The organism is Calothrix sp. UHCC 0171 (assembly GCF_034931845.1).
In the GTDB taxonomy this organism is placed as follows: Bacteria; Cyanobacteriota; Cyanobacteriia; order Cyanobacteriales; family Nostocaceae; genus Brunnivagina.
In genome coordinates this window covers 20,069-45,753 of the sequence record NZ_JAYGHN010000010.1, presented here as the reverse complement: position 1 = coordinate 45,753, position 25,685 = coordinate 20,069, and the positions used below count along the sequence as shown (strand labels likewise).

Sequence of the window (25,685 nt, the reverse complement as noted above, 5' to 3'; positions counted from 1 at the left end):
TTCCCCTTTTCCCTTAATCTTTGCAGTTTTCCACGAGAATGTTATAACTTAGCGCTAAAGCGAAACTTTATCAGAGGATTTACGGAAAATGGGACGTATTTTTATTTCCGCAGCCCATGGGGGGCGAGAAGGTGGGAGAATTGACCCAGGTACTGTGGCTGGGGGAACTACAGAAGCCCGCGAGATGATTTTACTGCGGGATTTGATTGTAACTGAATTGCGATCGCGAAATTGGGAGGTTCTCTCGGTTCCTGATGATTTAAGCGCTCAAGGTACGATTACTTGGATTAATTCCCGCTCTCGTCCCCGTGATGTTGCTTTGGAAATCCAAACAGATGCGGCTGCAAGTCCATCGGTACGCGGTGCTACTGTTTACTATATTGCCAATAATAGCGATCGGCGAAAACATGCCGAAATTTTACTTTTGGCTTTGCTACGAAAAATTCCCCAATTACCAAATCGTGGTGTCAAACCAGATACTAATTCTGGGTTCGGTAGTTTAATTTTTTGCCGACAAACAACAATTGCCTCTTTACAAATGCAAGTGGGATTTCTTACCAGCCCCGATGACAGGTTTTTGCTACAAAATCGTCGTCGCGACTTTGCTGTGGGGATTGCTGATGGTTTAGCTTCATGGGGTGGTATTATCGACCCAGGTTCAATTCCCCCAGAAACCAATTATCCCATTATTAATATTAATATTAATGGCAAAAATGTTAATGAAAAAGGCGTTTTGATTAATGGTAATTCTTATATTCCCATCAGTTTATTAAATAGTTTAAATATAGATTTATCGACAGCACCAGATATTAGGCAGGTTGCTTACAAACAAATTGTTTATATCAAAGCAGTAGATTTACAGCGATTTAATGTTTCAGTTGGCTGGGATGGAACAACACGCACGGTAAAATTGCGTTCCAATCTCGCCTCTGGTCAAATTGATAAGATTATGTCGAGTGGTAAAACCACAAAGGAACAGTTAGAATCATTCCTCAAAAGTAATGATAACAATGCTTTAGTTCAATTTCCAGATATTACGCAATTATATATTGATGAAGCAAATAAAGAAGGCGTGAATTATGATATTGCATTTAGCCAAATGTGTTTAGAAACAGATTATTTACGCTTTAGTGGTGATATTAAAGCCGAACAAAATAACTTTGCTGGCTTGGGAACAGTTGGCGGTGGTAGCGAATCTGCAACCTTTGCAAGTGCCCGAATTGGTGTTAGGGCACATATTCAACATTTGAAAGCATACGCAAGTTCTGAAGCATTGCGGGAAGAAGTTGTCGATCCCAGGTTTCGTTTTGTGACGCGGGGTGTTGCCCCTTTAGTTGGGGATTTATCCGGGCGTTGGTCTGCCTCTCTAGACTATGGTACAAGGATTTTAGCAATACTCAGAAAGTTATATGATTCAACCCAATAAATCAAAAACCTGAAGTTCAGGGTATAGGTGACTAGAAGTTACGAATTAAGTATTTTCCTTTTCTATAAACTAAACTCGGCAACATCATTTTCAGCATTAACATCTGGATTACTACCTACCACAGTCGGTTTAAATTTATCTCCATGAATTATGTCACCAAATTTGATATTTGGATTTTGATGAATAATATTTAAAACACTGATAAAGTCACGGACAATCTCACCAGGTGTTAATAATGCATCTGCTCCCAAACGATTCACAATTTCTTGGATAAATTCTTGACATTCACGATTTGCTAAAACTTTGCTGCCATAATTAGATGCATGAATTTCTGCTAATCTCTGCAATAAAGAAAGAATTTCTTCCTCACTTAATGGATTTAGCCGAATTACAGGACCATGAAATTCCTGTACACCTGCTTGACTCGCAAAACGACTTTCCTTAGTGCGTCTGCGCCATGCTTGATCTGAAAAAAGTCCACGATTCTGGTCTTCTAAAAATTTAGTTGTACCACCGATTAAAAAACCTAAATTTTCAGCTTTACATTGCATGGTGTCATTGAAAATGCCCAGGAGACGATTATAGTTTTTTTCGCGGGTGATGGTAGTAGGAATTTGATATAAATTTACAGCTTCATCAAGCATGATTATCAACCCTTTATAGCCAATTTCCGCCACAAATTTTGCCAAAATTTTGATGTAATCATACCAACTTTCATCATCGATAATGACGCGCACACCTAAAGCTTGTTTCGCTTCAGTTTTGGTGTTAAATTCACCTCGTAACCAGCGAAGTGAAGCATTCTTCAAATTATCATCATCTTGTCTATAGCCTCGCCAATAAGCACTAATGACATTGCCAAAATCAAACCCATGCACTAAGTCTTCGATATATTTAACAACTTCGCGTATTCTTTCTTCAACTTTGTCGTCAAAACCTTCATCGTTAGGGCGCATTCCTGTCTCTTTGGCAACTTCTTGTTGAATTTTATTGATCCAACCTTCTAAAATTGAAACTAAAGCACCACCATCGGGACGAGTTTTTGTAGAGAGATGACTCATTAATTCTCGATAAGTGGCTAGCCCTTCGTTGTTACTTCCAGCTAATCGTCTTTCTGATGATAAATCTGCATCTGCAACGACGAAACCCTCTTCCATTGCTCGGTTTCTAATTAGTTGCAGCATAAAGCTTTTACCTGAACCATAATTACCAATAATAAAGCGGAATGCCGCAACTCCTTCCGCAATATCGTCAAGATTTTGAATGAGGCTTTTTAGTTCTTTTTCTCTTCCGACTGCGATATGTTCAACACCTTCTCTTGGTACTACCCCAGCACCAAGGGAATTAATTAAGGCAGTAGATATTTTTTTTGAGAGTTTAACCTTTACCATATTGGTGAACCTCAGTTTATTTTAACCGTAGAGGTTTGCATATATATCTTTTATAGTTTGATATATAGTTTGATACAAGTACGTGGTTACAATCAAAACCAACACCCTCAGTAAGCTAACTACACTCTCTTCGGGTTTTATATTTAATTAAACCTATCTGCTTACTTATGTCTTTTATATATGCGATATGAATATTTTACAATATTTTAAAATATTTACTGAAATTTTTTTCAAAATTTAAGTTTATTTAGTTAAGTTTATTTAGTTTGATGATGACCTTTGAGCAATTATTGTTTCATAGGTTTCTACAACTTTTTGGATATTGGTCATATGTTCTTGTTCAAAAGATGGAAATTCAGAAGTTGTATTGATAATTAGTTCGCCGATTGTATTGCTGGCAATTTCGTTGATGGAGTCAATGAGAAGATTTGGCATTGTAATATTTGCTTCGGCTATTTTCTTAATGCTGGGATTGGGATTTTCTTGTTCTAAAATTGCTTTTAATACTTGCAAATCATGGCTAGATAGTTGATAGACAAACTCATGCCATTCATTTTCTAAGTTTTCATTGATTCGATTGCCTACATGTGATTTATCTAAAGAATTTGTATTGTGTGAATCTAGGGTTTCAATTAATTCTGAGAAAGGAAATAATTCTGCGGCTTCTTCTAAAATATCGTGACTAGTATCATCTATATGTTCCACCTCTTCTGGATTGAGGTTTTCCATTTGCTGTAATAGTTCCCATACTTGGGTTTGCAACAAGTTACGTTCATCTTGTAATAAAGATATTTGCTCTTGTAAATGTTTTAATTCTGCTTGCTTAGATTTGAGTTTATCTTGGAGGCTTTTAATTTTAGTTTCAAGATTTTTACGCTCGTTTGTTTTTGCCGATATGAGTTCTTTTTTTTGCTGTTCTTGTGCTTCAAGTTTTTGCATTTGTACCCGTAACTCGTGTAGCTTCTCTTCTAGCTGGGGTTTGAGTCTATCGAGTAAGGTTAAATTATTTTCTAATTCTTCTTTTTCTTTTTTTAATTCGTTAATTTGTATTTGTAGCTGAGTAATTTCTGCCCTGGAAACGCTGACATTTAGCTCTTGTTTGCGTTTTTCAGCTACAAAAGAGTTATTTAGTTCTATCTTACTTTTTTCTAGACTATTTATTTCATTTTTTAATTGATCTATAACTAATTCTAGCTGTCTTTGTTCTGTGATATAGCTACTGAGTTCACGGTTAAGACTATCGCGTTGACTACGTCGATCGCCTATTTGATTTTTGAGTTGGTTTGATTCAGAATATAGGGAGTTACGATGATTTTCTAGTTGATTAATTTCGCCAACAACATGAGACTTTACACCTTCAAGTTCGCGAATTCGTTTGTATAAGGAATCAAGCACTAGCATTTCATAATTTCGATGGCGTTTATCTACAAAAAACGCTGCTAAATAAGTAGATGGCGCAGTAATCAACGCAGTGATAAAGGCTTGATTAAAATTCCAATGCAGGACAAGGCTAAGACCAAAACTCACCCCGAAAGCTACTATTATTAAAATAAATCGATTGCTGAATGTTGGTGATTGCATATTGCTGATGTTTAGCCTAGTCAGGTGTCAATAATGCTTGCAGAAAGCGGAGAGGATGAGAAGTTTGCTCAAGAAAAATGTTTAAATATTTACATCTTGAATTTTGTGATTAACTTAAATATTATGAATTCAGATGTTGAAAATAAGTATTTTGATGCTATTGATATTTGGGATGGTAGAGATGAGATTTTGGGTTTGAGGTTTTTACAGAGTTGTAGTTCTCATAAATTTAGCCCAAAAAGCTCATAAAATAACAGTTTGGTTGTATGTAGCAACCCCTTTTCTTATTTTAATTTTTCTGGGAAGACTGAGTGATTCTGAAGCTGGCAATCTATAGTTTTTCTTTTCCCCCTTTTACTTTCTCCATTTTGCTGTCTACAAGCATATGCGTATAATACTTTACTGGAAGTCGCCAAAAAATGAAATACTTATTTTTTCTGGATAGATAACTCACTAGGATTAGAGGTGGAATTTTGCCAGCCAAATACTGCTATATCGGCTTTTAAGTAGTCTACAAATTGTCGCGCAGTTCTTCCCGATCGCCCATTATGACGGGTTGCCCATTGTAAAGCTTTATACTCTAATTCTTCGGAATTGATCGCAATTTCTGCTTGCTTGGCAAGGTGACGAACTATGTCTAGGTAAGTATTTTGGTCTGCGGGTGCAAATGTTAAAGTTAAACCAAAGCGATCGCTAAAGGACAGTTTTTCTTGCATGGTGTCCCCAGCCTGAACTTCGTCATTATCTCTTGGTGCGGGGCGCTCGCCAAAAAATTCGCGGATGAGGTGGCGACGATTTGATGTTGCATAAACGACAACATTGGGCGATCGCGATGTTAAACTACCTTCTAAGACTACCTTCAAGGCTTTGAATGCGTCGTCATCTTCTTCAAAAGATAGGTCATCCACAAAGATAATGAATTTTTGTGACAAATTGCTGACTTTTTCAACAATTAGTGGTAAGTCTTTGAGTTCGGATTTGGCAACTTCAATTAACCGCAAACCACGGGAAGCAAAACTCTCACTATTTGAGTTTTTTGTTGAGTTTCCTGGAGAGTCACTATTGGCGGAATTGTAACTCTCATTCAATAAAGCTTTTACCAAGGACGATTTACCAGCACCACGACTACCGTAGAGCAATACATTCAATGCTGTGTGCCCCGATAATAAAAATTCTGTATTTTTGAGCAAAGTCTCTTTCTGGGACTCATAACCCACCAGTTCCCCCAATCTAATTGTATCGGGATGGGGAATACCAATAAACTCGCCTGCTCGCCAACGCAAAGCTTTATATTCTGCAAATAAGCCTGTACCGCATCGACGATAGTAAGTCGCTAAGTCCTCAACCACATCCGTCCAATGTTCTAATTGTTGTAGGGAGGCAATGTATTCCGCTTCTAGAGTAGACATTTCCGTCGGCTCGACGTACCAGACAATCGGCGATACGGGCAAATGGGCAACATACTGCACCCATTCACTTAATAATGCACTACTACATTCATAAAGCGATCGCATAATTTGCAAATCGTGTTGAGTCGCCGCAATTAGGGCTGGCGGCAAGTCGGCAAAATCGTATTTTTGGGCTGCACGGGAAAAAGGATTGTCATCCCGGAGGATTTGCAAAATTAAATATTCTTCCCAATTTTGATTTTGTGATGCTAGGGATTGGAAGTAATTCCCGTAAGCCTCCAAACAACCTCTCGCATCTGCGTCTTTATAACGTATTGCTTGCAACAGCCCCAAAAATGCACTTCCTGTTTGCCCTTTCAAGACAGATTGATAGAGTAAGAGGGAGGCTGCTTGGCGCTGCAGAAATTGTATCCGGGCAATTGTTTGGCTATCCGTCATCTGTTTAATCGTACTGGGTGTTGAGTGGGAAAATTGGGAGTTGAATATTTTCTGTTGTTAATGCTTCCATAATTCTCTACTTTCTTAAATTAACATTCAGTATTCAACACTCAACACTCCTCACTCCTTCTTATTTTCTCCATAGGTTGTCACTAAATATGTTGAGTATTGTCGCTACTTTCGCTTACGGGATTCTGGCTATTATTGGTGGCATTATTGGCTACGTTCAATCCCAAAGTAAAATTTCGTTAATTAGTGGTACGATTAGCGGTTTGTTACTTGTTATTGCTGGTTTTTTGCAAGTTCAAGGATTAGAATTTGCCTTTGTTTTAGCTAGTGTGATTACTGCTGTATTAGTTGTGATTTTTGCCATTAGACTCAAAAAAACACGCAAGTTAATGCCGGCAGGATTAATGACGGGCTTGGGAATGGTGACACTGGTACTGATTTTAAGTCGATTTTTGGTTCGCTAAGTAGGCTGAAAACAATTCGCTTGGCTATTGGTATAAATATACTATATCGTCGGGTGTATTTGATACAAATGCTTGATAATGCGATCGCAACTGCAATATTCTCTCTATAAGTAATAATAAAACCTGGTGCTTTGAAAGCATTCGGGTTTTTTATTTTGCTTCCCCAGGTGACTAAATGCTTTGATTCTCCTGGCTATATATTTTTAAATAAGGCTAATTTATCAAGTGTCAGGTTATTATCAAGCTATAGCAATCATGCATCATTTAGTTGCTATTTTTTCACAATAATTAGAAATATTTGCAAAAATAATTAGCAGAATATTCTTGATATAATGATTTTTTTGTCATCATATGAAAATTGTTGCTAAAGCTACAGAAAAATGATGTGAGCTTTAATTGCAATTAAAATAAGCTGTCAAAATTACCTGCATATAAAATTTTATGAGTGTCTCAAAAGCTTGTACTGGAATACTTATGGAGCCTTTTAAACAACAAGAAAATCAGTGCATAAAAATCATCATACTTATCCGGACTTGCATCAACTTTTTATGTACTTTGTATGTGTTGACTTAAATTAATAGATAGGTTTACGAATGAGGTAGTAAAAACTATTTACTGTAAATGTGATTGTCCTGAACATTTCTAAACTGCTAATCAGCATAAATATCTACGTAAATATTCTAAGATATTTAAAGATTTAAAGGTTTAGATAAGCATAATTTAAAGGGATAGTGAAGGTCTATATTGCCATTTTGGCAAGTATTCCTTGCACAAATCGGATATTACTAGATAGTGGCTATTGCGAATCAATATTTCTATTTAGTTACAGTCTAACTAAAAATACTGAATCCGAACCTTTACCGAGAAAGCTGTTTTAAAAGCATACGAGCTAGGAAGTAATACATGGTTTCTTCACTGTCTTCGCATAATGTTATCCAGTACCTGCAAGAAGCAGGGCTGTGTAGCTCTGAAGATGGCGCGTCGGCAGATTCTGAATTACCTCAGAGTAGTAAGAATCGTAATTTTCTTGTGACTCTGACTGGAAATCGCAAGCTGCTGGTGAAACAGGAGCGCTGTTTTGGAGTTGACGGGATACCCCACGAATTCTTTAATGAATGGCTGTTACATCAGTTGGTGCAACAGTTTCCAGTTTTGGGAAATATTTCGGAAATTGGCACGTCGGTAGTGCATTTTGATGAGGTAAATTCGATACTGGTGCGTAATTACCTCAGTGAATATGAGGAATTAAGAAGTTTTTATGGGGATAACAGCATTTTCCCGGAAGCAATAGTCACTGCAATCGGGAATAGTTTGGCGACATTGCATCGCACAACCTACTCGCGCCGAGAATATCGCAATTTTATGGCGACTTCTCCCACCGGAGTCATTCGCTATCAGTTTTGCAATCCAGCACAGGGGATTAGTGCAGTTTCGCCAGAAATTTTTGGCAACATTCCCACAGAAGCTTTACAGTTTTATATTTTCCACCAGTGCTATGAGAGTTTAGAAAGCGCCATCGCGGATTTAGCATATGAGTGGAATCCTTGCTGCTTAACGCACAATGATTTGAAATTAGAGAATATTCTGGTACATTCGCGTTGGCAAAATCTAGATAATTGTTTGGTGAGGTTAATCGATTGGGAAGCAGCATCCTGGGGAGAGCCGGCATTCGACTTGGGTAGCTTAATCGCGGATTATTTGCGAATTTGGCTCGAAAGTATGGTTATAGATTCCACGTTGACATGGGAAGAATCCCTCCAGTTAGCTGTCATCCCCGTGGAGATACTTCAGCCTACGATTTTGGCATTGACTCGCGCTTATTTGCAGGCGTTTCCAATGATTTTGCAGTACCGTCAAGACTTTATTTTGCGTGTAGTTCAGTTTGCTGGGTTAGCGCTAATTAACCAAATCGAACAAAACCTCAAATACTGTCAACATTTTGACAATGTCGGCATCAATATATTACAAGTTGCCAAAACGTTGTTAACAATGCCACAGCAATCGGTAGAAACCGTATTTGGTGTTTCCGAAAGCGAAATTATCGAACCACTACAAAAGTTGCAGACTGTTCCCAAAACCGCACGCGAACAAAATTTGTTGCGGATTTATTACGAAAAACCTCGGTTGCGGGGATGTTAAAGAAGTGGGAAGGGGAAAAAGAGATGGAGATATGCAAGCAGAAGGAATATTTATTCTCCCTCTCTCATTTTTCCCACATCTCTAACTCACTTTTTCCTTTCCGCGTCTCCCACCCAGAAGTCATTACTCCCTATTTGTGTTTTCATGATGCTAGAGACTACTGACAAACTCACGGAAACGCTACAAAACATTACTAGCGACATTCAAATTGAGGCAAATTTTTGTATTCGTCACCCAAATTATCAGCCTTTTGCTTTACCTGCCGATGTTGTGGCAAGATTTGAGCGTAATCCTCCGCCATTGCAACAAAAATACCGCGTTTTATTATTGCGAAACTTTATTTACGGCATTTATTTCAACGCATCACTACGAAATAGCTTGACAAATTCTCCTTTACGTGTATCCAAAGTTTACTCACTACATCACAATTTGGAGAATAATTCGATATTGGGAATTGATAAAGAATTTTATACAGAATTAGACGATCGCAATTGTGGTACAGGTTATTTTGATGGTGATTGGGAAGTATTGCGAAGAGAACCAGATGCGAGCCTTGCTGTCGTCAAAGGTGGCTTAACGATGTATGCTGAGAGTGATAAACATCTTGTACCTGATGCCCCAATTGCCAAAAGAGGCGATCGCATTGCGGTAAGAATGCCCAAAAATCGCTTGCAGAATGGATTTTACATTGCCATTAGTAATGTCGGGCAAGAAAAGCAGCAGAGTAATGGGGATTTGGGATTAGGGAGAATATATTTTAACACTACATCATCTGGTGCGATCGCATTAATGGATGCAGTCACATCAGAATTGAACGCGGTGGAAATTCCCTTTAGTTTTCAAGTTCTTTGTCATCCTGCGGCTTTTGGGCGTTACGATGCTTGCGTACTTTCTTTTGAAAAGCAAGATTATTTAACTGTTCGTCAAGTTTTACAAGTTATTTATTTACAACATCAATCTCACTTCCACAGCGAAATTCCCCTATTTACAAAATTTTTAGCACCAGGATTGGGGTTAGCCGAAGAACCAAAGCAAAAATTTGTTGCTCAAGAAAGCTTTGGCATGAATCGCTGTCAAATAGTTGCCAATGCATTAATTGAAACTTGGCAAAAATATGGCAATTCTGCTGATGAAAAAATGGAAGCAATTCATGATTATTTTGTCAGGTTTGGTATCGATTTACAACGCCCCTATTTGAATCCTAATTCTGAAGATATTTACTTACCTTTGAGTTAAATTCATGTAAATTTAGCAATCCATTTTTGTTTATGTGCCATATCCCCGATTTCTTAGAGAAGTTGGGGATATTCTTCTCTGCCAAAGCTATGGCACCACAAATGATTTAGGATTGAGATATATTTACTCACTCACAAGTATTACTGTCAGCAAAATGACTTTTACGTATCATCGTACAATTCGGTTTCAAGATACCGATGCCGCAGGTGTTGTCTATTTCGCCAATATTTTAAAAATCTGCCACGAAGCTTATGAAGAATCTCTAGAAGCATCCGGTATTAATCTCCAAAACTTTTTTCAAAAATCCGTAATTGCTTATCCAATTGTTCATGCAAATGTGGATTTTTGGAAACCTATTTTTTGTGGTGACAAACTAGTAGTAAACTTAACTTCAGAAAAACTGAACGGTGAAAAATTTGCAATTAATTACAAAATTGCGATCGCAGATTCCCTAGTCAGTCAAGCCATGACTCGCCATGTATGTATTGATGTGGCAAGCAGACAAAAAAGAGAATTACCAGATGCCATAAATCAATGGCTGCAATCAACCATGACAAGCTGAAAAAAACATTGCCGAAAATTTTGCCCAAAAAATACCGAAATTGGCACAATATAAAAAAGTGCTTTTGGGTGTAAAAATAGTGAGTACAGACAGTATTGAAATTGCGAAAACCCTCTATCAGCAAGGACAAATAGCATTTGAAAACGGGCAATACCGGGAAGCTGTAGAAACTCTGGAAAAAGCCAGTGCATTACTATCACGCAATACTCGCCTCGGTGGAGAAGTACAAATTTGGCTAGCGACTGCTTATGAAGCTGCTGGCAGGCTTGACGATGCTATTGATTTATGCGAACAACTCAAACGCCATCCCCATGCAGAAACCAGTATCCAAGCAAAACGCTTACAGTATATCTGGAAAGCACCCAAACTCAACCGCCCCAAAGAATGGATGACGGAAATCCCTGACTTTAGTCGCATCTCGGATAACGACAATAAAACTAAGCTAGTCGTCAATACCAATAAATCATCCGGTGAACCAAAAAAACGACCTGAACCAGAAGAGATTGACCTTAGCCAAGTCAATACCAAAGATAATAGTTTTATTGGGGTGGGTTTGGTAGTTGTTGCCTTAACTGTCTTATATTTAGTTTGGTTAAGTTTTTAAGAAATGTCAGGTCAATACATAAATACAGACCAGAATTAGAAAATAATTATTTGGCTGGCAAACAACACTGATAACAGCATGGCGTAAATACAGCCATGATTTATTTTGTCTGAAAGTCTTACAGTCTTACAGTCTTACAGTTCTGGAAGTCTACGTTCTTGTATTATTCATACCACTTAAAGTATTGCGGAGGTTTTTGCTGTGGGGGAAAATTGCAAACGAATGATGAAATTAATAATTCGCCGCACAAGGGTTGTTTGGTTTGTAGTATTAGCATCCCTGCTATTGTCGGGTTGCGTTAAATACGATGTTGGTGTTAACTTCGCCAATGCAAATTCCGGCGAGTTGGTACAGCATATTCGTTTAGGCGAAAAATTAACTAGTTTTAGCGGCGATTCCGTATATGAATGGCTCAACAGCATTGAACGTCGCGCCCGTAAATTGTCAGGAAAAGCCCGTCGAATTTCCAAAGAAGAATTAGTTGTATCAATTCCCTTCAGTAATGGGCAGGAATTACAAGCTAAATATAACGAATTTTTTAATCCCAACATTAAGCAAAAAGCAAAAGCCTCAGAATCCGCATCTGACTTACCCAAAATAGAATCGAACTTGCTGTTATTCCAAAATAACTTTTTGCTACTAGTACGCAATCACTTGATATATGATTTAGACTTGCGATCGCTCGCTCTCATCTCTAATAATGGTAATGTTTTAGCGAATGCAGGTTCAATTCTCGACTTAGAATTTAACCTGAAAGCTCCTTGGGGCGCAAAGAATATTCCCCAAACTAGCCAACCCATCGACGAAAACACAGCCATAGAAAATCCCAGTGCAATTACACCAGAACGTAATGGGAAACAATTAATCTGGCATTTCCAGCCTGGAGAACTCAATCACATTGAAGTCACATTTTGGCTACCTAGCCCCTTGGGTATCGGGACTTTAATCATTATTTTAGTAGTTTGGGGTGGAATTTATTTGCGATATACCTTCATGCCCGATCCTACCATTCAAGACAAAAAATCTGCGATCGCACAGTCTTAGCCTGCTTTTTCTAAGTGAGCTTTAACTGCTGAAACAATATTTGCCAGCAGCATCAGACTAAATTTGTATGTTACAAATACACAAAATTTTCAGGGTAAACTACTGTTTAGTTTGCCCTTTTTACTTTGTAAGTAAGTAGGCGTGAATATTTATCATTGGGATTAGGCAGGAGGCAGGAGGGAAGAGGGTTTTAGCCTTGTTTATCTTTCTTAACATAGTTGTATTTTTTTCCACCGACCTACTTAGTACGATTAAACTATTGCATTAAAAATATTACATTCTCAGTATTTTGACTTAATGAATCATATGTAATTTCCGGAGTCGCAGCAATAACTCCTGTAATAACTAATAGAGAAAATTCAAAGCTTAAATCTCAAAACTTAAATCTCAAAACTTAAATAAGCCATTATTCAAGACTTGCAATTACAAGCCTTGACAGAATTTTGCGAAAATTTTCAGGGAGATAAAATCATGCCTATTCGTGTTCGTAGAACCCAACCACCAGTTCGAGGTGTGCCCAGACGTAGAATTCCAGGCGGTTCACGCCTGCGTTCAGTAAACTTGCAGTTTGTATTAACCGATACTTCTGAAGAGGATTCAGTGAATCTACAGCAGAGAACCATCAGACGAGCAAGACGCAAAAGCCATAATTTTAAGAATATTTGAAGCATTTTGACAGAAAAATCCTTAAGGAGATAACCGTTCAATCTGCCAACTATTGTGATTATTCTCTACAAGAGTATAACGCAGGCGATCGTGCAAACGACTGGGGCGACCTTGCCAAAATTCGATTTCGTTAGGGATGACTCGGAATCCACCCCAATGTTGGGGGCGGGGAATATCTCCATCTGGATATTTATTTTGTAATTCTGCAAAGTGTTTTTCTAAAACATCACGACTGGCAATCACTTCGCTTTGATTAGATGTCCAAGCACCAAGACGACTATTTAAGGGGCGACTGTAAAAATACTCATCCGATTCCTGTGCTGATACCTTCTCAATCTTTCCGTAAATCCTCACTTGGCGTTCAAGTTCTGCCCACCAAAATACGAGGTTTGCTTGAGGATTGCTGGTTAGCTCTTGCCCTTTGCGACTGTTGTAATTGGTATAAAAAACAAAACCTCTACTATCAAAATCCTTTAATAAGACAATTCGAGCCGATGGTTTTCCCTCTGGTGTGGTAGTCGCCAATGTCATGGCGTTGGGTTCGGGAAGTTCGGCAGCGCGTGCTTGTGCAAACCATTGTTGAAATTGTACAAACGGATTCGGGTCAATATCAGTTTCCAAAAGACCTTTGAGCGTGTAATCTTTGCGTAGGTCTGCGATCGCTTTATCCATTTTAATCTACTGTTGATGATTGGAGAATGGGGAGTCATACCAATTCACAATTCGCAATTCGCAATTAAGAAATCCTGATTTTACAAGGGTTTCAGAATTTGGATATGTTTCACGATTTTAGTGAAATGGTGTCAGGCTGAGGAAGCAAAGTTATAGATGCATGAGAACGGTTGCTGATTATTGGCTGGAGATTGCTTCTGCTTGAAAATTCCTTATTATAGTGGTTGAGTTGCATTAACTAAAACCAACTTGAGATTTTAAATTGCCAACTCTCATCTAGTAAAGAATATAAAAAAATAAATACAGAAAGCAATATTTTTAACCTAACTCCAATTACCCGAACCCCATTCTCATTTATCTATGCGCCGTTCAGCATTGGTTCAAAATTTGTTGTTTTACGGACTGAGTGGTCCTATCATTGCTCTCAATGCTTGGATACTGTCTCTGATATTTCGCTATTTCCAAAACCCAATTACTATTCTTAGCAGTGCGGCACTAATAGCATTTTTACTCAATTATCCGGTGAAATTTTTTGAGACGGCACGTCTAAGTCGCACCCAAGCAGTAATTATCGTTTTATTAGTGACTTTAACGCTATTTGTGATTTTAGGGGTGACACTTGTACCAATATTAATTGACCAAACTACGCAGTTATTAAATAAAATACCTAACTGGTTATCAGAAAGCCAAGCAAATCTTCAACGATTTGAGAATATCGCCAGACAACGACGCTTGCCACTAGATTTTACTGTTGTTGGCAAACAAGTTAATGACAACATTGAGTTATACATCAAAAACTTATTGCAGCAATTACCGTCTAATGCAGTTGGGTTGGCTAGTTCCCTATTATCGGGAATACTCAACTTTGTTTTAGTCATTGTCCTCGCATTCTACATGCTTCTGTATGGTAAGCAGGTTTGGTCTGGCTTGACACACCTCTTACCGTCACATGTTCGTTTGCCCCTGACAAATTCCCTCAGGTTAAATTTTCATTACTTTTTTCTCAGCCAAATTCTCCTAGCCCTATTTATGACAGGCTGTTTGACTCCTATTTTCCTCGTCCTCCAAGTGCCCTTTGCTCTGCTGTTCGCGATTATCATTGGGATTTCCCAACTGATTCCCTTGATTGGAGCCACGTTAGGAATTGGATTAGTAACGCTGTTAGTGCTGCTGCAAAACTTGTGGTTAGCTGTTAAAGTTGCATCGGCAGCGATGATTATGCAGCAAATCAAAGACAATCTGCTCGCACCTAAATTACTCGGCGATTTTATTGGCTTAAATCCGATTTGGATTTTTGTGGCGATTTTGATGGGTTTCGAGATTGCGGGATTATTAGGGACGCTAGTTGCTATCCCCATTGCTGGAACGATTAAAGGTACTTATGATGCCCTCAAAGTCAGCAAAGACATTTCTGAACCCTAAAGGGAATTGCGATCGCCAATCATTACTCAACTCTTAATCTAACTCCTAATTCCCCCAATTCATCAACTAACTCAGAATATTTAGTATCATTTCTGACTCAAAAATAAGTATAAAAATATCATGAGATACTTGATGGTCTTGCTATTTTCCGATAATATTGCTCCTGTAAACCCTAAGACTAATAGGTTAAATATCTAATCAATAAAATTTTGTCAGCATAAATTCAGCATATAAATATACTTCTAAATACTTTGAAGATACTTAACTAAGTTTTCAACAACAGGGAATATTTAGGTAAAACAATAATTACTTAATTTTGAGTTCCCAACGAGACAGTTAAAATTAGCAGTTATGGCGATCGCTAGTCTCGCGTTACTATTATTCAGTCATTTTATTCCCAATTGTTTAGTGCTAATTAATGGATGCTTCGGAACTATTAGAAACAATTACGCAACTTATTGACCAAGCGGAACAAGGAGATATCGATCCTTGGGATGTTAAGGTGATTGAGGTGATTGACCGTTTTCTGGAATTAATGGCTCCAGAAGCAAATAGGCGGGGTTACGAAACTGATTTATTTCAATCAGGGCAAGCCTTTTTATCGGCTTCAATGCTGGTTTTGTTTAAGGCAAACACCTTAATGCAAATGCAAGCAGCCGAAGATGCACAAGAAGCCTTAATGGACGAGTTTTTAGGGGAAGGGGAAGAGGATGCATTTTTACGAACAGCCAGACTTCCCTTAGAAAGAGCATTACGTCGTCGTTCAGCCGCAATGCCACCACCAAAGCGTCGCGTTACCCTTGCCGAACTGATTGAGCAATTGCAAGTCATGGCTGATCAACTCAAAAAAGTTCAGCAAAAAGAAGTAATTAAGCCAATTCGGACACGTAACGTTGACAATGTGCGAACAATGCGACAAGCAATTGAAATGTCGCATCAAGAAAATTTAAGCGAAGTTGCCGGGGAACTCGAACAACTTTTATATAGTTCAGCCAGCGAGTTTGCATTAGAACAAGAATGGATGAACTTAGAACAACTGTTAGAATTATGGACGGTGTTCAAAAAGCCAACACAAACCTTATCAGGCGATCGCGAATCCTCAAAAAATAGCCATAAAGTTGGTGTGTTCTGGGCATTATTGTTACTCTCAGCACAATCCAAAGTTGAATTATACCAGGAAGATTTTTATCAGGAACTGAAAATTCGCTTGCTAGCACATCCTGCAAATACGAGTAAAACTGATTTGTCGGCAAGTTGAATCAGGAAGTCAGGAAAAATACTGATTTTGCCCTCTTCACATCTTCTGCAAATGTCCTACTCGCCAACTTAATACTGCCCATTTACATAATTTTAGTACAGCAGATACCAAATTCTAGGTAAATTGGAAGGATGAACAGTAAATCATCATGACAACGTCTGTAATTATGGCTTGTGCTTGTGTAGGTGTGAAAAATCCCTGAATCCGTGCTTTTCAGGATGACTTAAAGTAGAAATAAACCGATGATTAAGTATCACGTACATCAAAGTAAACTGGCTGTGGTTGAGGAATAAAGAGGAATAAATATATATGAAGGCGATGATTCTGGCAGCAGGTAAGGGTACGCGAGTTCGTCCTATTACCTATACGACCCCCAAACCAATGATTCCCATCCTGCAAAAGCCAGTGATGGAATTTTTACTGGAACTGTTACGTCAGCATGGATTTGACCAAATTATGGTCAATGTTAGCCATCTGGCTGAGGAAATCGAAAGCTATTTCCGCGATGGTCAGAAGTTTGGCGTACAAATTGCTTATTCTTTTGAAGGTAAGATTGTTGAAGGTAATTTAATCGGGGAAGCGGTCGGTTCTGCTGGCGGTATGAAGCGCATCCAAGACTTCTCACCGTTTTTCGATGACACTTTTGTCGTTTTATGTGGTGACGCTTTAATTGACCTGGATTTAACTGAAGCAGTTAAATGGCACCGCTCTAAAGGTTCGATCGCCACTATTATCACCAAAACCGTGCCTCGCGAAGAGGTTCCTAGCTATGGAGTCGTTGTCACTGACGAAGAAGGACGTGTCAAGGCTTTCCAAGAAAAACCCTCGGTTGAAGAGGCACTCAGCACCAATATCAACACAGGTATTTATATCTTTGAACCAGAAGTATTAAACTATATCCCTTCCGGTGTTGAATATGACATTGGTAGCGAATTATTCCCCAAACTAGTGGAAATGGGTGCGCCCTTCTATGCCAAACCGATGGACTTTGAATGGGTGGATATTGGTAAAGTCCCCGATTATTGGCGAGCTATTCGCGGTGTCCTGTTAGGCGAAATCAAAAATGTGCAAATTCCTGGTCATGAAGTCGCACCTGGGATTTATACGGGGTTGAATGTAGCAGTTAATTGGGACAAAGTTGAGATTACTGGTCCAGTGTACATTGGCGGGATGACCAAGATTGAAGATGGAGCTAAAATAGTTGGTCCAGCGATGATTGGTCCCAACTGCTGGATTTGTAGTGGTGCGACTGTGGAAAATAGCGTCATCTTTGAATGGTCGCGTTTGGGACCTGGTGTGCGTTTGGTTGATAAGCTGGTCTTTGGTCGTTACTGTGTCGATAAAACTGGCGCAACCATCGATGTTCAAGAAGCCGCATTAGATTGGTTGATTACTGATGCACGGCAAGCACCCCCGTCACAAACTCCCCTCGAACATCAAGCGATCGCTGAGTTATTGGAGACAAATGCAGGTTAATCAATAGAAGGGTATTCAGAATACTTTTCTGCATTAATGTATACAGCAAGACAGTTTAGTTCGCTATCCTGCTGAAACAGCCTTCCCTCGTGGTCAGTTCCCTGAGAGAAGGCTATTTTATTACAGCACTAAGGTGATGAGGATAGTTATAAATACTGAGATATAATTTAGAGATGCTATTAAATTAGCAAAATATTGTAGATTTAGTCTACGTATTAATACTTAGATATACACCACATCCCTATTTCTCCCTATCCTTTTCAACCCTGCCTCGTACTTGTAAAAAAAATTAACTAACTATAATACCAAAGCTTGATAACTTAGATGATGCTTATCAAGCACTTTTAGATAAGAGGGACGGCATTTAGTTACGTCTCTATTATTAACAAAGAATCTCAAAAATTTAATTACTCTTTAATTACTGGAGGTTTTGTAGTGGCTAGTAGTTTTGTCAACTCTACCCTCAGCCGGATATCAGAATTTAACGTTGGAGTCATGGAAGATGTAACTCCGATTGAATTGTGGCAAGGTGCATCATCCGATGAAATCGAGGTTGTGATTCGGGCTGCATATCGGCAAGTGCTGGGAAATGCCCACGTTATGGAAAGTGAACGCTTAAAAGTTCCCGAATCGCAACTTCGCCAAGGTGATATGACAGTGCGCGAATTTGTACGCTATGTTGCCAAATCCTATCTATATCGTTCCAAATTTGTTGACAGTTGCTATCGCTATCGAACTATTGAACTCAACTTTAAGCATTTGCTCGGACGTGCCCCTGAGGATTATAGCGAAATGAGGTATCACAGCCAAATCCTCGATGAGCAGGGGTTTGATGCAGATATTGACTCCTATCTTGACTGCGATGAGTATTTAGATAATTTCGGCGAGAATATTGTACCTTTCCCCAGAGGTTTTCAAACTCAAAATGGGAAAAAGATCATTGGATTTACTAACATGTTTCAATTACAGCGAAGTAATTCCAGTAGCGATAAAAATCTGGCTTCGGGAAATAAGGCGCAACTCATTCGTTCTTTACTTGCTAATACCCCTTTTGGAACTCAAAAATATACCGATGTTGGTTCACTGTTAGCTGATTTATTCAAGCCAAAACCAAAAGAAGAAACTGTTGAACCAACTAGCCCAGACGTTTTATTTGATTTGAATCAACCTCTCAGTGAACAAATTGACGAGCAAGCTAAGTTGATTGAGGCATTGCAAAAACAACTGGCAGAACTTCGTCCTTTTGCTAGTATTGGTGCTGCACAAATTTCTACTTGGCAATCCCAGGGTGCTGCACCATCAGTTGATTTGTATGCATCCTTACAGCAACAAGCAGATTCTCAATCAGCCCAAATTTCGGCATTAGAAGAACAAATCGCGGATGCACGACGCTTGGCAACAATTGGAGAAGCAAGACTCAATAAATGGCGCAGTCGCGTGTTTTTCTAGGAAAATCTCCTAAATCTTGCTTTTTTCCTGTAATAACTATTTCCACTGAGTCAATTCGACTCAGTGAGGGAGCAAAATTATGATTTTTTTGTTGCTTGTCTCAGCAATCACCTCAATGCCCAGAAAAATATCCTCAATCTACAACTGTATTTACTTTAATTACCGCAAATAACAACTCAAAATTGCGACTATGTGATTGGAGAATATATGCTCGAACATCAATCTCAGATTTAACTTTTTTGTAGACTAATCATGAATCAAGGAGATGTCTATTTATTTACTTATCTGGGAATACTAGGTATAGAAGTTGTAAGGATGTAGCAGTATGGTTAGCACCCAGGTTAGTATTCCCGGATATCAAGTCAGCGAAAAAATTTATCATGGTTCCAGAACCTTAGTTTATCGAGCTTTTCGAGAGAATGACTTATTACCAGTGGTGATTAAACTACTGAAAAATCCTTACCCCAACTTTAGTGAATTAGTACAATTTCGGAATCAGTACACTATCACCAAAAATCTTCACTTTCCTGGAATTATCCAAACCTATAGCCTCGAAGCATATGAAAATGGCTATATGTTAGTAATGGAAGACTTTGGGGGAATTTCCATCAAAGATTATTTTGATTCACGACAGATACAAGATGTTACATTTTTTCAGGAATTTTTACAAGTTGCTATATCCCTATGTGACATATTAGATTTTCTCTATCGTCGTAACATAATTCATAAAGATATTAAACCTGCCAATATTTTAATTAATCCTGACACAAAACAAGTAAAGTTAGTTGACTTTAGTATTGCTTCTCTACTTCCTAGAGAAACTCAAACAATAATTAGTCCTAACTTATTAGAAGGAACCCTGGCTTACATTTCTCCTGAACAAACTGGACGCATGAACCGGGGGATAGACTACCGCGCCGATTTTTATTCTTTAGGTGTGACTTTTTACGAATTACTGACATGCAAGTTGCCATTTCCATCAGATGATGCCATGGAGTTGGTGCATTCTCATATTGCTAAACAAGCGCCAATTTTAGAAAATATAGGCGGAACTTTCCCAACCCTTGCTGATATTATTATGAAATTAATGGCAAAAAATGCCGAGAATCGATATCAGAGTGCTTTGGGATTAAAGTATGATTTAGAAAAATGCCTGGTGCAGCTCCAAGAAACAGGGAAAATTACAGATTTTGAAATTGCTAAACGTGATATTTGCGATCGCTTTATTATCCCAGATAAGTTATATGGTCGAGAAACGGAGGTAGAGAAGTTACTCGAAGCATTTGCTAGGGTATCTGTAGGAAATAGTGAGTTGATGTTGGTTGCTGGTTGTTCTGGGATTGGTAAAACTGCTGTCATTAATGAAGTTCATAAACCAATTGTTCAACAACGTGGCTATTTTATTAAAGGTAAATTTGACCAGTTTAATCGTAATATTCCCTTTTCGGCATTTGTACAAGCTTGCCGTGATTTGATGGGACAATTGTTAACGGAAAGTGATAAACAACTTCAACAATGGAGAGATAAAATTATTGAAGCATTAGGAGATAATGCCCAGGTAATTATTGAAGTAATCCCGGAATTAGAACGAATTATTGGAAAACAACCTCCTGCTCCAGAATTATCAGGTAGTGCAGCACAAAATAGATTTAATTTATTATTTCAAATATTTATTAAATTATTTACTCATCAAGAACATCCTTTAGTGTTATTTTTAGATGATTTACAATGGGCAGATTCGGCTTCCTTGAAGCTCATCCAGTTATTAATTAGTGATATCAATCAGGGTTATTTATTATTAATTGGAGCATATCGAGATAATGAAGTATCAACTGCTCATCCGTTGATGTTGATGTTGGATGAAATCCAGAGAAATGCAGCAGTAATTAATACAATTACCTTGACGGCACTCAGTAGTTGGAATTTACACCAATTAGTCGCTGACACACTAAGTTGTACTGAGGATTTAGCGTTACCTCTTGCGAACTTAGTCTATCAACAAACAGGAGGTAATCCATTTTTTACAACACAATTCCTGAAAGCATTACATCAAGATAAATTAATTATATTTAATTATGACGAGGGCTATTGGCAATGTGATATTATCCAAGTTCAGCAACAAACTCTGACATATGATGTTGTTGAGTTTATGACATTGCAGTTGCAGAGATTACCTCAATCAACTCAAGATTTGTTGAAGTTAGCTGCTTGTATTGGCAACCAGTTTGATTTAGAAACATTAGCAATAGTTTCCGAACAATCCCAGATAGAAACGGCAGCTTATTTGTGGAATGCATTACAGGAAGGTTTGATTTTACCCCAAAGTGAGATTTATAAGTTTTTTGTTGGCTCAGAACATCAAACTGTGAGTCAAGAAAATACGGAAATTTTTACCTATAAATTCCTCCATGACAGGGTTCAACAAGCTGCTTACTTCCTAATTCCTGATGAGCAAAAACAAAATGTCCATTATCACATTGGGCAATTATTACTCCGCAAAATTTCGTCCGAAGCCAGGGAAGAACGTATTTTTGAGTTAGTCAATCAGTTGAATTATGGAACTACCTTAATAGTTGAACAAGCGCAGCTCGATGAATTAGCCCAACTTAATCTCACAGCTTGCCGGAAAGCGAGGGCAGCAACTGCATATCAAGCCGCTCGTGAATATGCCAAATTTGGCTTACAAATTCTGGGGAAAGAAGCTTGGCAGCGACAATATCAAATAACTTTGGTTCTACATGAATTAGCTGCCGAAATTGCTTCATTATTAGGTGATTTGCCGCAGATGAATCAATTAATTGAAGCGGTAATCGATCATGCCCAAACACCTCTGGATACAGTGCAAGTATATCAAGTAAAAATCCAGTCTCTAACTTCCCAGAATCAACTTTTAGAAGCGATCGCCACAGGTAAATTTATTTTACAAAAGTTGGGAATTAGTTTACCTAATCATCCCACCCAGGAAGATATTCAACAAGCAAGACAGGAAATAACAGCTATAATTGGCGATCGCTCGGTTGAGGAACTTATTCATCTACCAAAAATGGTGGATGGGGAAAAACTCGCCATTATGCAAATTGCTACCAGTCTGATTCCCGCTTGTTATATGACGGGTTCGCCACTATATTTGCTGATTGTGCCGCTTCAGGTGAAACTTTCGATTCTATTTGGTAACTGCTTATTTTCTGCCTACAGTTATGTCAGTTATGCTTTCCAACTGAGTACAACTTGGCAAGATATGGGTATAGCGCAAAAGTTTGGACAATTAGCTTACCAACTCGCTTCCGAACCAGAAGCCAAAAATATTCGAGCCGCAACTTTTATTGTCTTGGGTGGATACTTCTACCACTGCACCGCCCATCTGCAAGAAACATTGCCAATTTTGCGGGAAGGTTGTCAAGCAGGCTTAGAAACTGGCAATTTAGAGTTTTTTGGCTATAACGTTCAAAATTTCGGCGTGAATGCCTACTGGAGTAGCAAATCCTTGCCTGAATATGAATCCCAAATTCGTGCTTATTACCAACAATTACAAGAATTTAACCTCGTCACAAGTTCAAACCATTGCCTCATTTATTGGGAAGCGGCTCTCACCCTACTGGGAAAATCAGAGGAAAAAGTATGCTTACGTCAAGATGGCTATGCCGAACAAATTGTCACCGAAGCATTAGCCACTAATGATTTATGGCGCTTATTTCAATTTTATATGTATCGAGCGGGGTTAAATTTTTTACTCGCAGACGTAAAGCGATCGCAAAAAGACGCATTCCAAGCCAGACAGTATTTAACTGGATGTGTGGGAAGTGCAGCCGAACCCATTTTTTACTTCTATGATTCTTTAATTGCACTTACGGAAATTGCCGAATTTCCTTCAGAATCAGACAATCACTGGCAACGAGTACAAGAGAATCAAGCTATTTTACAACAATGGGCACACCATGCACCCATGAATTACTTACATAAATGGCAACTGGTGGAAGCCGAAAAACATCGCATCTGCGAACAAAACATAGAGGCGATGGAATTTTATGAAATAGCAATTCAATCAGCCAAAAAACACGAATATATTGGTGAAGAAGCACTGGGCAATGAACTGGCAGCGAAATTTTATCTGGAATTGGGTAAAGAAAAAGTCGCCCAAGCTTATATGCAAGAAGCATATTACTGCTATGCCCGTTGGGGAGCAAAAGCCAAAACTGATAACCTAGAACAAGACTATCCCCGACTTCTTCAACCGATCCTGCAACAACGAAAATTGAACCTCAATCCTCTCGAAACCATCACCACTATTGCCTTTCCGGTAAGCTCATCATCCACTTACACTTCCACTGCTAGCAGCACTAACATTTCGGTGGCTCTGGATTTGAGTTCTGTTCTTAAAGCTGCTCAAACGATTTCTAGCACCATCGAATTAGATCAACTCGTCACTAGTCTCACGCAAATTATTCTGGAAAACTCTGGTGCGAAAAAATCTGCATTAATTATTCCCCAAAAAACTACTTGGCAAGTCAAAGCAATTACCTTCATTAATGATCAAAATAATTCTCCCTCTCAAATTCAAACTATTCTTGATTCACAATTATTAGACGATTGTCAAGATATTCCTGTAAAAATTATTAACTATGTTAAAAATACTCAACAAACAATAGTTATTGATAATCTGCAAACGGATATTCTGGGTGTCATTGGCAAATATATGCTCGAAAATCAACCCAAGAGCGTATTGTGTACACCTATTATCAGTCAAGGACATTTGGTGGGGATTATTTACCTAGAAAATCATTTAACTGCGGGGGTATTTACCAGCGATCGCCTCAAAGTGATCCAAATGTTATCTGTACAAGCAGCCATCTCTCTCGAAAATGCTCGTCTTTATCAAGAATCTCAAGAAAAAGCACAACAACTAAAACAGTCCCTGAAGCAACAAAAAACCCTATTTAATGTTGTGACTCAGATACGAGAATCTTTAGACTTAGGGGCAATATTTCGGGCGGTAACTCAAAATATGCGTCGTATTCTCAATGTTTCCCGTGTCGGCATTTATCAGTTTCATTTGGGAGAAAATTACAATTATGGGGAATTTATTGCCGAAGATGTGCTACCAGAATTTACTTCGGCTTTAGCTGTGAAAATTCAAGACCATTGTTTTGGCGAAAACTATGCAAATCTCTATAAACAGGGACGCATATGTGCAATGCCAGATGTACAAACAGCAGAGGTACTAGACTGTCATCGGGCAATTTTGCAGCAATTTGATGTCAGAGCCTCCTTAGTTGTACCAATTCTGCAAAATCATGAACTGTGGGGTTTACTTTGCATTCATCAATGCGATCGCTCACGTGAATGGGAATCTTCGGAAATTGAATTTGCCAAACAAATCGCTGCCCAAATGGGAGTTGCACTCCAACAAACAGATTTACTTCTGGAAACTCGTCAACAAGCAACCCAACTCGAAGAAACCCTGCAAAATCTCCAGGAAACCCAACTTCAGTTAGTACAAAATGAGAAAATGTCGGCACTAGGTAACTTAGTTGCAGGTGTCGCTCACGAGATGAATAATCCTCTTGGTTTTATTGCTGCTAGCCTCCAGCAAGCAAAACCCACTGTTGCCGATATCACTCAACACCTGAAGTTATATCAAGCAAGTCTCACTAACCCAGGAGAGGAAATTCTCGAACATGCCGAGGAAATTGACTTAGATTATTGCTTGGAAGATGTGCCCAAAATGATTGATGCCATGGTGATGGCGTGTAACAGGTTGAAAAATATCAGCACCAGTTTACGCACTTTTTCCCGTGCCGATAAAGACTATAAAGTATCTTTTAACCTTCATGAAGGCATTGATAGCACCATCTTAATTCTCAAACATCGCCTCAAAGCTAACGAACTACGTCCAGCGATTGAAGTAATTACAGAGTATGGAAATTTACCACAAGTTGAGTGTTTTCCTGGTCAATTAAATCAGGTATTTATGAATATTCTTGCCAATGCGATTGATGCCTTGGATGAGTGCAACATCGGGCGTAATTTTGAGGAAATTACAGCAAATCCCAACAAAATCACCATTAAAACCTCAGTTGAGAATAATCAGGTAAAAATTACTATTGCTGATAATGGGAAGGGAATGACTGAAGATGTGAAAAACCGGATATTTGACCATTTATTTACTACTAAAGAAGTCGGTAAAGGTACAGGATTTGGATTAGCGATCGCTCGGCAAATTGTTGAGGAAAAACATGGTGGCAATATCGCTGTCAACTCTATATTAGGACTAGGTACAGAATTTATGATTACAATTCCTATTTAACTATTAATCTAGTGGAATTTTGAAAAGAATAAAGTCACCATATCTATAAGTTATCTCCTGCTACATACAGTAGTAGGAATTAGCTTGAAATTTGCTATTCAATCAACTCAAAATAGGAGGGTGCAATATATTATA

General features: G+C 38.5%; 18 protein-coding genes. 14 read left to right on the top strand and 4 right to left on the bottom strand.

What is annotated here, in order from left to right; genetic code table 11:
* The first annotated feature begins 88 nt into the window (after nucleotides 1–88).
* Nucleotides 89–1,426 (top strand): N-acetylmuramoyl-L-alanine amidase, encoded by a 1,338-nt coding sequence (locus tag VB733_RS10040; protein ID WP_323339949.1) that lies wholly within the window; start codon nucleotides 89–91, stop codon nucleotides 1,424–1,426.
* A gap of 62 nt (nucleotides 1,427–1,488) precedes the next feature.
* Here the strand turns inward: VB733_RS10040 and VB733_RS10035 are convergent, their stop codons facing one another.
* Both VB733_RS10035 and VB733_RS10030 read right to left on the bottom strand, forming a co-directional pair.
* Nucleotides 1,489–2,817 carry an ATP-binding protein gene (locus tag VB733_RS10035; protein ID WP_323339948.1) on the bottom strand — a complete coding sequence of 443 codons (1,329 nt, stop codon included), beginning with the start codon at nucleotides 2,815–2,817 and terminating at the stop codon, nucleotides 1,489–1,491.
* 261 nt (nucleotides 2,818–3,078) lie between these two features.
* A complete protein-coding gene (locus VB733_RS10030; RefSeq protein ID WP_323339947.1) occupies nucleotides 3,079–4,344 on the bottom strand; it encodes a tellurite resistance TerB C-terminal domain-containing protein in 1,266 nt (421 codons plus the stop codon).
* A gap of 87 nt (nucleotides 4,345–4,431) precedes the next feature.
* On the opposite strand from VB733_RS10030, the gene VB733_RS10025 reads away from it, so the two are divergent.
* The gene (locus tag VB733_RS10025) at nucleotides 4,432–4,647 is read left to right on the top strand and encodes a hypothetical protein (protein ID WP_323339946.1); all 216 of its coding nucleotides are present in this window, start codon (nucleotides 4,432–4,434) and stop codon (nucleotides 4,645–4,647) included.
* Nucleotides 4,648–4,826: 179 nt separating this feature from the next.
* On the opposite strand, the gene VB733_RS10020 is transcribed toward VB733_RS10025, so the two are convergent.
* On the bottom strand, nucleotides 4,827–6,245 hold the full coding sequence (locus tag VB733_RS10020) for an ATP-binding protein (protein WP_323339945.1): 1,419 nt from the start codon (nucleotides 6,243–6,245) through the stop codon (nucleotides 4,827–4,829).
* A 158-nt stretch (nucleotides 6,246–6,403) separates the two neighbouring features.
* Between VB733_RS10020 and VB733_RS10015 the strand changes: the two genes are divergently transcribed.
* The 7 genes from VB733_RS10015 (at nucleotide 6,404) to VB733_RS09985 (ending at nucleotide 12,969) form a co-directional block, all read left to right on the top strand.
* Nucleotides 6,404–6,718, top strand: a complete 315-nt coding sequence (locus VB733_RS10015; protein ID WP_323339944.1) for a TMEM14 family protein — start codon at nucleotides 6,404–6,406, stop codon at nucleotides 6,716–6,718.
* Nucleotides 6,719–7,621: 903 nt separating this feature from the next.
* Nucleotides 7,622–8,857: an aminoglycoside phosphotransferase family protein gene (locus tag VB733_RS10010; protein WP_323339943.1), complete on the top strand. Its 1,236-nt coding sequence runs from the start codon at nucleotides 7,622–7,624 to the stop codon at nucleotides 8,855–8,857.
* Between the two features lie 144 nt (nucleotides 8,858–9,001).
* A complete protein-coding gene (locus VB733_RS10005; protein WP_323339942.1) occupies nucleotides 9,002–10,093 on the top strand; it encodes a T3SS effector HopA1 family protein in 1,092 nt (363 codons plus the stop codon).
* Between the two features lie 154 nt (nucleotides 10,094–10,247).
* Nucleotides 10,248–10,655 carry a thioesterase family protein gene (locus tag VB733_RS10000; RefSeq protein WP_323339941.1) on the top strand — a complete coding sequence of 136 codons (408 nt, stop codon included), beginning with the start codon at nucleotides 10,248–10,250 and terminating at the stop codon, nucleotides 10,653–10,655.
* 79 nt (nucleotides 10,656–10,734) lie between these two features.
* The gene (locus VB733_RS09995; protein WP_323339940.1) at nucleotides 10,735–11,259 is read left to right on the top strand and encodes a tetratricopeptide repeat protein; all 525 of its coding nucleotides are present in this window, start codon (nucleotides 10,735–10,737) and stop codon (nucleotides 11,257–11,259) included.
* 222 nt (nucleotides 11,260–11,481) lie between these two features.
* Nucleotides 11,482–12,303: a DUF3153 domain-containing protein gene (locus VB733_RS09990; RefSeq protein WP_323339939.1), complete on the top strand. Its 822-nt coding sequence runs from the start codon at nucleotides 11,482–11,484 to the stop codon at nucleotides 12,301–12,303.
* Nucleotides 12,304–12,774: 471 nt separating this feature from the next.
* Nucleotides 12,775–12,969, top strand: coding sequence for a hypothetical protein (locus VB733_RS09985; protein ID WP_323339938.1), 195 nt, complete (start codon nucleotides 12,775–12,777; stop codon nucleotides 12,967–12,969).
* A 21-nt stretch (nucleotides 12,970–12,990) separates the two neighbouring features.
* Here VB733_RS09985 and pdxH read toward each other — a convergent pair whose 3' ends face one another.
* Entirely contained in the window at nucleotides 12,991–13,641 is a 651-nt protein-coding gene (pdxH, locus tag VB733_RS09980; protein ID WP_323339937.1) for a pyridoxamine 5'-phosphate oxidase, read from the bottom strand.
* Nucleotides 13,642–14,001: 360 nt separating this feature from the next.
* Between pdxH and VB733_RS09975 the strand changes: the two genes are divergently transcribed.
* The 5 genes from VB733_RS09975 (at nucleotide 14,002) to VB733_RS09955 (ending at nucleotide 25,550) form a co-directional block, all read left to right on the top strand.
* Complete coding sequence (locus tag VB733_RS09975) at nucleotides 14,002–15,063, top strand: AI-2E family transporter (protein ID WP_323339936.1); 1,062 nt, start codon at nucleotides 14,002–14,004, stop codon at nucleotides 15,061–15,063.
* A 418-nt stretch (nucleotides 15,064–15,481) separates the two neighbouring features.
* On the top strand, nucleotides 15,482–16,321 hold the full coding sequence (locus VB733_RS09970) for a ScpA family protein (protein WP_323339935.1): 840 nt from the start codon (nucleotides 15,482–15,484) through the stop codon (nucleotides 16,319–16,321).
* Nucleotides 16,322–16,630: 309 nt separating this feature from the next.
* The gene (locus VB733_RS09965) at nucleotides 16,631–17,797 is read left to right on the top strand and encodes an NDP-sugar synthase (protein WP_323339934.1); all 1,167 of its coding nucleotides are present in this window, start codon (nucleotides 16,631–16,633) and stop codon (nucleotides 17,795–17,797) included.
* Between the two features lie 435 nt (nucleotides 17,798–18,232).
* Nucleotides 18,233–19,246: a phycobilisome rod-core linker polypeptide gene (locus VB733_RS09960; RefSeq protein ID WP_323339933.1), complete on the top strand. Its 1,014-nt coding sequence runs from the start codon at nucleotides 18,233–18,235 to the stop codon at nucleotides 19,244–19,246.
* A gap of 325 nt (nucleotides 19,247–19,571) precedes the next feature.
* Nucleotides 19,572–25,550 carry an AAA family ATPase gene (locus VB733_RS09955; RefSeq protein WP_323339932.1) on the top strand — a complete coding sequence of 1,993 codons (5,979 nt, stop codon included), beginning with the start codon at nucleotides 19,572–19,574 and terminating at the stop codon, nucleotides 25,548–25,550.
* Nucleotides 25,551–25,685: the final 135 nt, after the last annotated feature.

What these genes read in the sequence shown, in the direction of transcription:
- VB733_RS10040 (WP_323339949.1), top strand. Translation starts at nt 89, where the DNA reads ATGGGACGTATTTTTATTTCCGCAGCCCATGGGGGGCGAGAAGGTGGG.
- VB733_RS10035 (WP_323339948.1), bottom strand. Translation starts at nt 2,817, where the DNA reads ATGGTAAAGGTTAAACTCTCAAAAAAAATATCTACTGCCTTAATTAAT.
- VB733_RS10025 (WP_323339946.1), top strand. Translation starts at nt 4,432, where the DNA reads ATGCTTGCAGAAAGCGGAGAGGATGAGAAGTTTGCTCAAGAAAAATGT.
- VB733_RS10020 (WP_323339945.1), bottom strand. Translation starts at nt 6,245, where the DNA reads ATGACGGATAGCCAAACAATTGCCCGGATACAATTTCTGCAGCGCCAA.
- VB733_RS10015 (WP_323339944.1), top strand. Translation starts at nt 6,404, where the DNA reads ATGTTGAGTATTGTCGCTACTTTCGCTTACGGGATTCTGGCTATTATT.
- VB733_RS10010 (WP_323339943.1), top strand. Translation starts at nt 7,622, where the DNA reads ATGGTTTCTTCACTGTCTTCGCATAATGTTATCCAGTACCTGCAAGAA.
- VB733_RS10005 (WP_323339942.1), top strand. Translation starts at nt 9,002, where the DNA reads ATGATGCTAGAGACTACTGACAAACTCACGGAAACGCTACAAAACATT.
- VB733_RS10000 (WP_323339941.1), top strand. Translation starts at nt 10,248, where the DNA reads ATGACTTTTACGTATCATCGTACAATTCGGTTTCAAGATACCGATGCC.
- VB733_RS09990 (WP_323339939.1), top strand. Translation starts at nt 11,482, where the DNA reads ATGATGAAATTAATAATTCGCCGCACAAGGGTTGTTTGGTTTGTAGTA.
- VB733_RS09985 (WP_323339938.1), top strand. Translation starts at nt 12,775, where the DNA reads ATGCCTATTCGTGTTCGTAGAACCCAACCACCAGTTCGAGGTGTGCCC.
- pdxH (WP_323339937.1), bottom strand. Translation starts at nt 13,641, where the DNA reads ATGGATAAAGCGATCGCAGACCTACGCAAAGATTACACGCTCAAAGGT.
- VB733_RS09975 (WP_323339936.1), top strand. Translation starts at nt 14,002, where the DNA reads ATGCGCCGTTCAGCATTGGTTCAAAATTTGTTGTTTTACGGACTGAGT.
- VB733_RS09970 (WP_323339935.1), top strand. Translation starts at nt 15,482, where the DNA reads ATGGATGCTTCGGAACTATTAGAAACAATTACGCAACTTATTGACCAA.
- VB733_RS09965 (WP_323339934.1), top strand. Translation starts at nt 16,631, where the DNA reads ATGAAGGCGATGATTCTGGCAGCAGGTAAGGGTACGCGAGTTCGTCCT.
- VB733_RS09955 (WP_323339932.1), top strand. Translation starts at nt 19,572, where the DNA reads ATGGTTAGCACCCAGGTTAGTATTCCCGGATATCAAGTCAGCGAAAAA.